Source organism: Pantoea deleyi (assembly GCF_022647325.1).
Classification (GTDB): domain Bacteria; phylum Pseudomonadota; class Gammaproteobacteria; order Enterobacterales; family Enterobacteriaceae; genus Pantoea; species Pantoea deleyi.
The window spans coordinates 288,233-299,918 of the sequence record NZ_CP071407.1 but is presented as its reverse complement, the minus strand read 5'-3'; the positions used below and the strand labels follow the sequence as shown (position 1 = coordinate 299,918).

The 11,686-nt window shown below is 53.3% G+C and carries 9 protein-coding genes and 1 pseudogene; 6 read left to right on the top strand and 4 right to left on the bottom strand.

What is annotated here, in order from left to right:
- Positions 1–452: 452 nt before the first annotated feature.
- Complete coding sequence (locus tag J1C59_RS20655; protein WP_128084880.1) at positions 453–1,028, bottom strand: TetR/AcrR family transcriptional regulator; 576 nt, start codon at positions 1,026–1,028, stop codon at positions 453–455.
- Between the two features lie 95 nt (positions 1,029–1,123).
- Between J1C59_RS20655 and J1C59_RS20650 the strand changes: the two genes are divergently transcribed.
- From J1C59_RS20650 to cspE, 3 genes are all read left to right on the top strand, one after another.
- Positions 1,124–2,017: an ABC transporter six-transmembrane domain-containing protein gene (locus J1C59_RS20650; protein ID WP_128084868.1), complete on the top strand. Its 894-nt coding sequence runs from the start codon at positions 1,124–1,126 to the stop codon at positions 2,015–2,017.
- Positions 2,018–2,177: 160 nt separating this feature from the next.
- The gene (locus J1C59_RS20645) at positions 2,178–3,374 is read left to right on the top strand and encodes an MFS transporter (RefSeq protein ID WP_128084869.1); all 1,197 of its coding nucleotides are present in this window, start codon (positions 2,178–2,180) and stop codon (positions 3,372–3,374) included.
- Positions 3,375–3,744: 370 nt separating this feature from the next.
- On the top strand, positions 3,745–3,957 hold the full coding sequence (cspE, locus tag J1C59_RS20640; protein WP_111138446.1) for a transcription antiterminator/RNA stability regulator CspE: 213 nt from the start codon (positions 3,745–3,747) through the stop codon (positions 3,955–3,957).
- Positions 3,958–4,119: 162 nt separating this feature from the next.
- Here the strand turns inward: cspE and J1C59_RS20635 are convergent.
- From J1C59_RS20635 to J1C59_RS20625, 3 genes and pseudogenes are all read right to left on the bottom strand, one after another.
- Positions 4,120–4,890 (bottom strand): annotated as a pseudogene (locus J1C59_RS20635) (lipoate--protein ligase); the annotation flags it as partial.
- A 683-nt stretch (positions 4,891–5,573) separates the two neighbouring features.
- Positions 5,574–6,983, bottom strand: coding sequence for a PAAR domain-containing protein (locus J1C59_RS20630; protein WP_128084871.1), 1,410 nt, complete (start codon positions 6,981–6,983; stop codon positions 5,574–5,576).
- A gap of 10 nt (positions 6,984–6,993) precedes the next feature.
- Positions 6,994–7,704: a hypothetical protein gene (locus tag J1C59_RS20625; RefSeq protein WP_128084872.1), complete on the bottom strand. Its 711-nt coding sequence runs from the start codon at positions 7,702–7,704 to the stop codon at positions 6,994–6,996.
- A 574-nt stretch (positions 7,705–8,278) separates the two neighbouring features.
- On the opposite strand from J1C59_RS20625, the gene J1C59_RS20620 reads away from it, so the two are divergent.
- The 3 genes from J1C59_RS20620 to J1C59_RS20610 all read left to right on the top strand — a co-directional run bounded on the left by J1C59_RS20620 (position 8,279) and on the right by J1C59_RS20610 (position 11,652).
- Complete coding sequence (locus J1C59_RS20620; RefSeq protein WP_128084881.1) at positions 8,279–9,190, top strand: DMT family transporter; 912 nt, start codon at positions 8,279–8,281, stop codon at positions 9,188–9,190.
- A gap of 144 nt (positions 9,191–9,334) precedes the next feature.
- Complete coding sequence (locus J1C59_RS20615; RefSeq protein WP_128084873.1) at positions 9,335–10,594, top strand: MFS transporter; 1,260 nt, start codon at positions 9,335–9,337, stop codon at positions 10,592–10,594.
- Entirely contained in the window at positions 10,591–11,652 is a 1,062-nt protein-coding gene (locus J1C59_RS20610; RefSeq protein WP_128084874.1) for a sugar phosphate isomerase/epimerase family protein, read from the top strand. Before J1C59_RS20615 ends, J1C59_RS20610 begins: the two co-directional genes overlap by 4 nt.
- Positions 11,653–11,686: the final 34 nt, after the last annotated feature.

The window sequence follows — 11,686 nt, the reverse complement described above, 5'->3', positions numbered from 1 at the left end:
GGTCAAAGCGTCCCAGTTGAATAAATGAATGGTAAAAAGGGTCTGTGTTTAAAGCGCGGCCAATATAGGGTTTTTTAAGGTCCGACTCAATCTTTAATTTTATCGGTGAAAAAGAGATTCTTTGTTATAGGAATCAATCAGTTGTTGAGTTTCTGACCGGATGTATTGCATAGGCTTTAAAGGCATGTTTCCAATAAGTGGCGTAAAAACACCAGCTTACCCGGCTCAGGCCGCGTCAGATCAAAGATAATAATCTGTGTAAACAGCTGTTTCCGGAGAAAAGGCTATTAAAAAGCGGCCGTTTCAGAGAGAAAAAATATATGCCGCCTGCGCTGATAAAGTCGCATCCTCTGGCGTTAAAAACCGCAGATTAATTAAAATAATAAACCTTCTATTAACATTTAATTAAAATCCGGGCGGAACATGAACGGGATCCGCCGGATTAATCTGACTTATGACAGGCAGTGATCCACAAAATGGTTCAGGTCGGCCAGCGCCTCGCGCACCCGGCTGTCGGCGGCGTTGATCGTCAGCAAATCGGCGTAGCCGTTTAACATGGCGCTGATTTGTCGGGCGGTGCGCGGGATATCGTCACAGCGCAGACTTCCCTCTGTGACGCCGTCACGGATGATCGTCTCCATCAGTGTCTGCCACAATTGTGTCATCTCTTCGGCCAGTAATGCATAGGGTTCATTGTGAGCCGCCATCTGCCAGAACGAGGAATAGAGTTGCCAGGTGGTGTCCGGCGCGCTGGGCAGATGGCTTTCAAACAGCACATCCAGCCGCTGACGCGGGGTGAGGGGCTTCAGGGAGTCCGCAAAGGCTTCAAAATCCACCCGCATAAAGCGATCCAGCGCCGCCAGACAGAGCGCCTGCCAGTTGCTGAAGTAGTGGTAGATGTGGCTGCGCGATATGCCGACCGTCTCTGTCAGTTCGCGGGTGGTCACTTTTTCGATCCCTTTTTCAATAAATAACCCGATGGCCGCATCCAGGATTTTTGTTCTTAGTACTTCTGCTGACTCTTTCATCATGACTCTCACGTTGACTTTGAGCAACCGCTCAAATAGACTGCTTTTTGAACTTGAGCAACCGCTCAAAATTAATCATAACAGAAACCGAAAAGATGCACTCCCTGAAACCTGTCCTGCCCGTTGCGGCTCCCCGCAGCGCCATTCTGACATTAAAATCGCTGGGCCGTCTTCACAGCCGTAAGCTCATCCTGACGCTGCTGCTGGTGGTGGCGGAGAATGTCATGTACCTGCTTTATCCCCTGCTGGCGGGATTCGCGATCAACGCCATTGTCGCCGGCAAGAGCTGGCACGCGGTGCTCTATGCGGTCATGGTATTCACCATGTGGGCGATCGGTGCGGCGCGGCGCAGCGTGGACACCCGCACCTTCGCGCGGATCTATGCTGCCCTGGCGGTGCCGGTGATCGTGACGCAGCGCAGCGAAAACCAGAGCGCCTCCACCATTGCCGCGCGGGTGGCGCTGTCACGCGAGTTTGTTGACTTTTTCGAGCAACATCTGCCGGTGCTGATTACCTCGCTGGCCTCCATGACCGGCGCGGCGGTGATGCTGCTGGCGATCGAGTTCTGGACCGGCGCGGGCTGTCTGGCGATTCTGCTGTTCTTTGCCTGTTTTCTGCCAGGCTTTACCCGGAAAAACGATCGCCTGTTTGGCCGGCTCAATAACCGGCTGGAGAAAGAAGTGCGCTTCGTCAGCAGCGCCAGCGCCACTTCACTGGGCCGTCATTACCGCGTCCTGGCCAGCCTGCGCATCCGGCTTTCCGATCGCGAAGCCCTGGGATATCTGGCGATCGGCAGCGTAGCGGCGCTGCTGTTTGCGATTACCATCGCGGCGATGTCCCGTCGAGGCGGCATCGATGCGGGACACATCTACTCGGTAATGACCTATATGTGGATGTTTGCCATGAGCCTGGACGATGGCCCGCGACTGCTGGAGAAATATTCGCAGCTGAAAGACATCGGCCGCCGGGTGAACACCGGGACGTACTGATCCCGCTGAGCCGGAGCAATGTGTGCGCCAGATCACATAAATGGATTGCTAAGCGCAGCCTGAGTTTTTATAGTCTGAGCGCTGTTGCCGGATGAGAATGCGTTTTACTCTTCTTTCCGGCTCACTTCTGCTTTTACCTTCAGGCCATTGGGAATCCATTTTGTTAAGAAAAAATCATAAAACCGACGCTGCCGGTTTTGTCGGCTGGGCATTGCTGGCCCTTGCGCTGGGCGGCTTTGGCATCGGTACGGGCGAGTTCATCATGATGGGCCTGCTGCCGGACGTGTCGCGCTCTCTGGCAATCACCGAGCCGCAGGCAGGCAACGCCATCGCCGGTTATGCGCTGGGCGTGGTCGTGGGTGCGCCGGTCATTGCGGTGATGGCGGCGCGCATGGCACGGAAAACCCTGCTGCTGATTCTGATGGCGCTCTTCAGCATCGGTAATGTCGCCAGCGCAATGGCCGACAGCTACCACGGCCTGCTCGTGGCGCGTTTTCTGACCGGTCTGCCGCACGGCGCTTATTTTGGCGTGGCGTCGCTGGTGGCGGCATCGCTGGTGCCGGTTGAACGACGGGGCCGCGCACTGGCATCACTGATGCTGGGGCTGACGGTGGCGACGCTGATCGGTGTGCCGCTGGGCTCGTGGATCGGACAGCTCTTCAGCTGGCATGTGGTCTTTACCTTTGTCGGCGCGATCGGTCTGCTGACCTGCCTGCTGATTGGCCGCTATGTGCCTTACACGCCCGGCGATGCGGATGCGCATCCGCTGCGTGAACTGGGTGCGCTGAAAAACGCGCAGGTCCTGCTGACGCTGCTGGTGGGCGCGGTCGGATTCGGCGGGATGTTTGCTATCTTCAGTTATATCGCGCCTACGCTGATTAACATCGCCGGGCTGTCACCTTCGCTGATCCCGTGGGCGATGGTGGCATTCGGACTGGGAATGATCATCGGAAATCTGGTTGGTGGTCGTCTGGCCGATGGGTCAGTGCTGAACATCATTGGCTGGACGCTGCTCTGGAACGTGCTGGTGATGCTGGCCTTCCCGGTGCTGGTTCAGCATGTGGCGACCGGACTGCTGGCAACCTTCCTGATTGGTACCTGTTCGGTGCTGCTGCCGTCGCTGCAGATCCGTCTGATGGATGTCGCCAACGACTCCCAGACCCTGGCGGCCGCGATGAACCACTCGGCGCTGAACATCGCCAATGCGATGGGCGCGTATCTGGGTGGCCTCACCGTGTCGCTGGGGTATTGCTGGCTCTCCACCGCCTGGGTGGGCGTGGCGCTGGGCGTCGGCGGTCTGCTGGTGTTTGTGCTGACGGCGCGACATGCCGCCCGTCAGCAGACTCAGCTGGCCTGATGGCAGGAACGCGCAGCGGCAGTCTCTGTCGCTGCGCGTTCAGACTTACCGCCTGATCGTTCAGCCTCTCTTATCGATTTTTCAGCCCGGAAAGGGAAAAGGGCAGCGATGACAGCAGGGCGTTCCGGACGTCTGGATGTTAAAAATAAATTAAAATAATGTTCGCTAATGGGATTTATGTATGTTCTGATAGCGTCATCGGTTTGGAACACAGACCTTATCAACGCAGTTTTAGTCAAGCAGTCCTCAGTGCAAGCGATATCTCAAGATACCCCTTCTTTGTGAGTCTCCTCCTAAAATCCTGGTAAGTAACCCTCTGGAAGACAGGCCATCTCTGCCACGTCGTGGCTCATTAATTAAGGAAGTATCGATGTCGAATAAAATGACTGGTTTAGTAAAATGGTTTGATGCGGGTAAAGGCTTCGGTTTTATCTCTCCTCAGGATGGCAGCAAAGATGTCTTTGTTCATTTCTCTGCCATTCAGACCAACGATTATAAAACGCTGGACGAAGGTCAGCAGGTTGAATTCACCATTGAAAACGGTGCTAAAGGGCCTTCAGCGGCAAACGTTGTCCCGATGTAAGACATGACCGATCGGGCTTACGATAGCGATGACGGGAACACCCTGAGCAGTGAAGCCTGAAACGGATAATGACAAAAACCCGCCCTGTGCGGGTTTTTTGCATTCTGGCCTAGGTAAAGGCGGCCAGAGGGCAGCGCGAGGGGGTCTGTCTGGCCGGCGGGATTAGCGCAGGCTGTTAATCAGCCACTGCTGTAATTCAGTCAGCTCAGTCGCCTGCAGAGGAAAATCGCGTATCAGCTGATGTAATACCGGTTCGAGCGCATCCGGCTTGTAGGTCACACCCTGCAGATGCTGCGCCAGGGCTTCCAGCGGCGCAGGATTCAGGCTGTCGCTGAAGATCTGACAGCGGCTGATCACCCCGCGTTCGACATCGAAGTGAATCTCCACGCCACCCCAGACAAAGCGCTGGTCCAGCAGATGGGAAAAGTCTGGTGCCTGGCCGAAATTCCATGCCCAGCTACGCTGGTGCGCAAACTGCGCGGTAAAACCTGGCAGGTCGGGCAGGGCGTCCGGCGAGATAAATTCCGGTTCACAGCGGGCACCAAAGTGGTCAAAAAACGCCTCTGTGATGGCCTGACAGACAGCCTCATAGCGGATATCTGGCATCAGGTCGGCAAGATTGTTGACACGGGCGCGTACGGAAGTGATCCCTTTAGCCTGCAATTTTTTCGCGTCAGGATTCAGGTAATCTGCCAGCCGCGACAGGTCGGCGTTAATCAGAATGGTGCCGTGATGAAAACCGCGATCGGGTGTTTCGCGGTAGGCTGAACCGGAGATTTTGCGCCATCCCTCCGTAGTGTTGACCACCAGATCGTTTCGCCCCGACGCCTCAGCCACAAGTCCGGTCGCCTGAAGTGCCTGCAGAATAATGTGGGTTGAAACGCTTTTATCGTAGTCCGGCTTGCCGGCCATGAAGGTGAAACAGCAGTTGCCTGTACCAAAAAGAGATTTTTGAGCGTTCGTTTTTTAGTCGATATCGGGTTAGTGAAAAGTTCATTACTGAGATCTGAGTACAGGGTATTTGGTCGGCGGGCTTGACCCTGATCATACGAACGAGATTGTAAATCGTGCAGAAAGATACTGACTGTACTTTTATCTCAGTAAACGATCCCTTTAACTTTTTTGTCAAAATCGGGATACCTGGGATATGGTTATTTATGATCTAAAGACCAGTAACCTTATCGCTTTCGTATTCACGAACAAGAAAAGCCGCTTTAGCGGCTTTGTAAAATAGGCTTAGAGAAATAAGTAAGATGTTATAATGGTTGTACAAAACAGAAAAATCATTATTAAGAATAAAGTGAACTTAACTTTTAGCCACGATATTTCCTCTTTAGGTAAATTTTTGATGAAATCATAATGTTCGGGATTCATATTTCTCACAGGAAAACTTCCCTTTTTAAAAGCAAATGGGAAGATGAAGTACATATCCTTCTGAAAAGCTAAAAATATCCCTCCAGCTTGTGCAATGATTATACCTGCGGGTACGTGTCCAAATCGTTCTTTAAAAATATCGCACAATAAAAGGTGTTGTTTATTCTTCGTCACCGAATATGCATACGCTACAATTGTCGATATGATAAATAATATGAATATGATAACAGATACAATTTTCATCATTTTCCTAATGCGTTATAAATTATTTCACCATATTCTTCACCTTTATCTGAAAGATACTCTCCGCCTAAATACCCCCCACCAGTACCAAGAATTACACCACAAGCTAATGCACCTGCTCCGGCAGCTTCTATTGTTAAAGCCCCCAAAATGACAGAACAGAGGCCAACACCAGCAGCACCGCCAGCATAACTACCAGCAAGCCCCCCTGCAAAGCTACCTATTTCCGTGTATTTCTTTTTAGTACATTCGTCTTCACGATCAACAGAACAAGCCTCATTTATCTCATTGATTGAATGCAGGGCACTAAAGCCGATCCCGACATAACCAACATATCGCATAGCTGCTACATATTTTGATGCTCGTTCTATATATGTAGCGTAGCCATCAATATCACTTATTCCCGTTTGATTCCATTTATGAGTTATCGATTTAGTTGATAAACCAAGAGCACTTTTTAAGTTATTGTACTCACCAAGTTTCATAACTTTATTAAGGAAGCCGACTTTAAGTACACGATCAAGTTCCTTGAATAGTTGAGCACGTCTTACATAGAACTGCTCACCAATTAAAACTCCTCTTGTGATGTATGTATTCTTGTACGTTTCCTGAATTTCTTTCAGGATTTTCTCAATATTTTCAAAATACTTTCCAACAGGTTCAGCAGCAAGCCCGATTCCTTTGTCGGCAATGTTGCTAAAGTTAGCTATTGTTGCATAGTGATTGTGTAAGAAGTTAGCCTCTTTATGCGTAAGCGGGTCTAATGCTGTATCAATACGCTGTTTAGCGGCCTGCATATGTGCGATCTGAACACTGTCCTGTTTTTCTGGATCAACAACAAGCAGGATAGAACCCGCTTTATATTCCTTACCTTCGCCATTCAGTGAACGGTAAAGTTCGCGTGTTCCTGCTGGCGGTTCACTTTCAAATAAGTATCGCTCATAAGCACCAGTTTCAGCACCGTAAGGAAGTACACAGAAGCCAGCATCTACTGGTTCACGTTTGGCTTCTTCCTTATGTGGTTTTTTAGCTGTCTGGCCGTGCTGTAGGGGTTCTTCCGCTTTTGTTGGTCCAGGAACAGCCAAAGGGGCAGCAGTAACTACAGGGGCAGCCTTAACGGCTTTCTTTTCCTCGACCCAATAGGAAGCATTTGGGAATGACGAAATGAAACCTGCGTTACAGGGGCATGTACTGCGGCTGTGCAAAGTACCTGCTGCGGCAACGCCATGAATCGAGTAAGTGGGGATACCACCTGCGATATGGTATACCTTGCCATCTTTACCACAAGAGACAGAATCGCCATTTCTCGCGGTCGCAATCTCTCCAAAGCTGTGATTTGGGGAACCTGAAAGAATACTACCCCCGCACGTTGTTTTGTCGCCAATCCTCAGAAAATGACCCGTAGCCATAGAATCATCCTTAATGAAGTTTGTTAGCAGGTTCAGAACCCTTCGCTGCCAGAGAAGATACAATCCACATTTTCTTTTCGATGGAATAGGTGGATACACAGTATTGCGTTGCCGGGCGAACGATCGGTGTTGCGGTGACAAGTGCTGTTGATACAGCATTCCGGGCATGTTCTTTTATGAAGTCGAGAGGTTGAGAGTTCAGGATCTCCATTGATTCACAGAAGCTGGGGAACTCTTCATGCCAGTAATCATTCATCCCTTCGAACAGGGATTCATCAAATTTCAGGGTTACCTTGTTTGTGATGGGATTTAAACCGTCACCGATAGGGAACGATTCAGAAAATTGCAGAGTACGGTATAGATCAGATTGCAGTATAAGGTTTCTGAAATCGTCGATTGAGAACCCAAACACAAGCATCATGTCGTAATGTGATTTATGGGCTTTGGTGTTGATCATCATCTCTGTGATGTTCAGATCAGAGAATGGGTAAACCTTCCATTCCGGCGGGGTTTCTGCCTGATTCAGTACTTCAGCAGCAATTGCCGCATCAAGAATCGAAGTGTAAAGAGCCATCCCCTGAACATTGCCACCGCCAACCCACTGAGTCTCTAACCACTGAATCCCGTCATCATTTACCGTCATCCGGGCAACTGAGAAAAGTAAAGCCGGGCTGATGTAATCGTTTGTACCAGGCGCAAAAAAATAAATCTTTTTAGTCATAACGTCCTGTTCTGTTGGTGCTTTTTTAGACTCTGATTCTCACATGAATATTATGGTTTTGTACAGAGGTTGAGCTATCAACCTCACATTCCTGCCACAAATACATAAAAAAAAGTACTGAGATATCATTTGATTGCCATTAAAAAAGGCCGCTTTCGCGACCTTTTAGCACCGTGCTCATTGAGTGCGATCAAGCACTACATACGCTGGCTGGCACATGCTTCCACCTTTCTGTAGCCAGTAGTAATCCAAATCAGCTACCCGATCATTCAGCCCCGAATCCACCCGGTTGATCTGTAACCGTAGCCCTATCTGGTTTTTCTATTTTCCCATCTGGTACAGCCTGACCTGCTCCCCATTGAGTGGCAACGCCCCGAATCAGGGCAGAAGGCAGAGTGTACCAGCCGGGCCAGCACACCGTGTGCATCTTCATGCCGTGACGCCATGGCAAAAAAAGATAAAATGCCGTCTGCAGCGCAATCGCGGCAGATTGCCGCACAGCATTATGCCAGTATGGAGAGTAAGGATGCTGATTCCGCTGCGTATTTTCCCCAATCATGAGATAACAAACCCGATGAACGCTTCTGCTGGCATAGCCATGAAGATTACCGCTGCGCTGAGTTCCACGCTGATGCTGGCCTGTGTAAAAGGACTGGATGGCGCGATACCGGTGGGCGAGGTGATATTTTTCCGCTCGGTGCTGGCGCTGGTGCCGCTGTTGATCTGGCTGCGTTTCCAGGGGGGCGTGCTGGAGGGGATCCGTACCCGCAATATTCGCGGTCACTTCGTGCGCGGCCTGGCCGGAACCGGCGGTCTTTACTTCAGCTACCTGTCGCTGCTCTATATCTCCCTGACCGACGCCACCGCCATCAATTATGCCGCGCCGCTGTTTACCGTGCTGCTGGCGGCGCTGCTGCTGCGGGAAAAAGTGCGTCATCATCGCTGGGTCGCCGTGTTTACCGGTTTCAGTGGCATTTTGGTGATGTTCTCCGGACACCTCACGCTGACGAGTCAGGCGAGCTTCTCGCTGTCGTCGTCGTTGGGCATCCTGCTGGCGCTGATGGCTGCGCTCTGCACCGCCTGTGCGCTGGTTCAGATCCGTTTCCTGAACGGAAAAGAGAAGCCGGGCGCTATCGCGTTCTGGTTCGCGGTGACCACGGCACTGACGTCGCTGGTCACGCTGCCCGGCGGCTGGAAGGTGCCACACGGCAATCAGCTGGCGCTGCTGATAGGGTGCGGGCTGCTGGGGGGGATCACGCAGATCCTGATGACCCTGAGCCTGCGCTACGCGGAAGCCTCATTACTCGCTCCGTTCGATTACACCACGCTCCTCTGGTCGGTCGCAGTGGGGTATCTGCTGCTGGGGAATCTGCCCACCTCAACGACCCTCATCGGGGCGGCGCTGGTGGTCATTGGCGGGCTCTATTCGGTGCTGTATGAGCGTTACCGGTTTCGCAAAGCGCAGGTCGTTAACGTTTCGACCTAAAATCAGCATCAGACTACCGCGCCGTGAATGGTTAATTACGCACGGTTAATAATTTGTGATCGCGGCAGAGGAAACACCGGCAGTAATCGATTACTTTACACGCAGACAGTAAAAAGTAATCGATTACTTATTGGTGAGGTTCCTATGATTGCGACGGTACAGCAGAATGCAGGCCAGCGGGTGCAGCATAAGCTGCTGGTGCCGCGCCTCTCTCTGATGATGTTCATGCAGTTCTTTATCTGGGGAAGCTGGTCGGTAACGCTGGGGCTGGTCATGACCCGCCACAATATGCCGCTGCTGATCGGCGATGCGTTCTCGGCAGGGCCCATCGCCTCGATTCTCTCGCCGTTTGTGCTGGGTATGCTGGTCGACCGCTTTTTCCCCTCGCAGAAGGTGATGGCGATGATGAATCTGGCGGGCGCGGCAATCCTCTGGTTTGTGCCGCAGGCGCTGATTGCAGAAAACGGTGCGCTGCTGATCGCACTGCTGTTTGGCTACACACTCTGTTTTATGCCGACGCTGGCGCTCTCAAATAACATCGCCTTTCACAGCCTCGCCAGCAGCGAGAAAAGTTTCCCCATCGTCAGGGTCTTCGGCACCATTGGCTGGATCGTGGCGGGGATCTTCATCGGCGTCACCGGCGTGGCTGACAGCGTGGCGGTCTTCCAGCTGGCAGCGCTCTGTTCCGTGCTGCTGGCGATCTACAGCCTGACGCTGCCCCATACCCCGGCCCCCGCCAGAGGGTTGCCGCTGAAAGTCCGCGATCTCTTCTGTGCCGATGCCTTTGCGCTGCTGCGTCTGCGTCATTTTATGGTCTTTGCGATCTGCGCCACGCTGATCTCCATCCCGCTCGGCACCTATTATGCGTTCACGGCTTCGTGGCTGTCGGATGCCGGGATCCGGGAAGTCAGTACGCTGATGTCGCTGGGTCAGATGTCTGAGATTGTGTTCATGCTGATCATCCCGCTGCTGTTTCGCCGCCTGGGGGTGAAAACCATGCTGCTGATCGGTATGGCCGCATGGTTCGTCCGTTACGCCCTGTTTGCGCTGGGAATGAGCGATGAGACGCGCACGCTGATTTACCTCGGGATTCTGCTGCATGGCATCTGCTATGACTTCTTCTTTGTGGTGGGATTCATCTACACCGACAGGATCGCCGGCGAAAAAGTCAAAGGGCAGGCGCAGAGCATGGTGGTGATGTTTACCTATGGCGCAGGCATGCTGCTGGGGTCGCAGATTTCGGGGGCGCTTTACAACCATCTGGTTGCCGGTCATGCCAGCGCGCAGAGCTGGGCCACATTCTGGTGGATCCCCGCTGTTGCCGCCGCGCTGATCGCCCTCATTTTCTTCTTTTCCTTTACCTACCGCGACCCGGCGATGGAAGAGCAGAGGAGCCGCCGATGAAAACCATTAAAGGGCCGGGCATCTTCCTGTCCCAGTTTATCGGCGAGCGGCCGCCGTTCAATACGCTGGCGGGGCTGGCGGCGTGGGCCGCCGGGCTGGGCTACCGGGCGCTGCAGATCCCCTGTCATCAGCCTGGCATCTTTGACCTCGAACGGGCGGCGGTGAGCCAGACTTACTGCGACGAGATACGCGGCGTGCTGGCCGGGTTCGGGCTGGAGATCAGCGAGCTTTCGACGCACCTTGAGGGGCAACTGATGGCGGTGAATCCCGCCTATGACCTGGCGTTTGATAACTTCGCGCCACAGGCGCTGCGTGGCGACCCTGCCCGGCGCACCGACTGGGCCGTCGCCACGCTGAAACGTGCGGCGGCGGCCTCTGAAAAACTCGGCCTGCGTGCCCATGCCACCTTTTCCGGCTCACTGGCGTGGCCCTGGTTCTACCCCTGGCCGCCGCATCACGAGGCCCTGTTTGATGAGGCGTTTGCGGAGCTGGCGCGGCGCTGGTTACCGGTGCTGGAGACCTTTGACCAGCACGGCGTCGATCTCTGTTACGAGCTGCATCCCGGCGAAGACCTGCATGATGGCGTCACGTTTGAACGCTTTCTCCAGGCGGTGAATCAGCATCCACGCTGCCATATCCTGTATGACCCCAGCCATCTCTTTCTGCAACATATCGACTATCTGCAATTTATCGATCTCTATCATCCGCACATCAGAGCCTTTCACGTTAAGGACGCCGAGTTTCAGCGTAACGGGCGCAGCGGCGTGTATGGGGGCTATCAGCCGTGGCTCTTACGCGCCGGACGCTTCCGTTCGCTAGGGGATGGCCAGATCGATTTCGGCGGTATCTTCAGCAGGCTGGCGCAGTACGCCTTCAGCGGCTGGGCCGTGCTGGAGTGGGAGTGCTGCCTGAAGGCGGGGAAAACCGGCGCACGCGAGGGGGCAGAGTTTATCCGTAACCATATCATTCCGGTGTCTGACCGGGCATTTGATGATTTTGCCGCAGCCGGAAACGCCTCATCGGTCCGGCAGCAGTTAGGTCTGGATCGCGACGCCTAGGGCGGTGGCCAGGCGACTACGTATAGGCCGGTAT

What these genes read in the sequence shown, in the direction of transcription:
- cspE (WP_111138446.1), top strand. Translation starts at nt 3,745, where the DNA reads ATGTCGAATAAAATGACTGGTTTAGTAAAATGGTTTGATGCGGGTAAA.
- J1C59_RS20630 (WP_128084871.1), bottom strand. Translation starts at nt 6,983, where the DNA reads ATGGCTACGGGTCATTTTCTGAGGATTGGCGACAAAACAACGTGCGGG.
- J1C59_RS20650 (WP_128084868.1), top strand. Translation starts at nt 1,124, where the DNA reads ATGCACTCCCTGAAACCTGTCCTGCCCGTTGCGGCTCCCCGCAGCGCC.
- J1C59_RS20625 (WP_128084872.1), bottom strand. Translation starts at nt 7,704, where the DNA reads ATGACTAAAAAGATTTATTTTTTTGCGCCTGGTACAAACGATTACATC.
- J1C59_RS20620 (WP_128084881.1), top strand. Translation starts at nt 8,279, where the DNA reads ATGAACGCTTCTGCTGGCATAGCCATGAAGATTACCGCTGCGCTGAGT.
- J1C59_RS20610 (WP_128084874.1), top strand. Translation starts at nt 10,591, where the DNA reads ATGAAAACCATTAAAGGGCCGGGCATCTTCCTGTCCCAGTTTATCGGC.
- J1C59_RS20615 (WP_128084873.1), top strand. Translation starts at nt 9,335, where the DNA reads ATGATTGCGACGGTACAGCAGAATGCAGGCCAGCGGGTGCAGCATAAG.
- J1C59_RS20655 (WP_128084880.1), bottom strand. Translation starts at nt 1,028, where the DNA reads ATGAAAGAGTCAGCAGAAGTACTAAGAACAAAAATCCTGGATGCGGCC.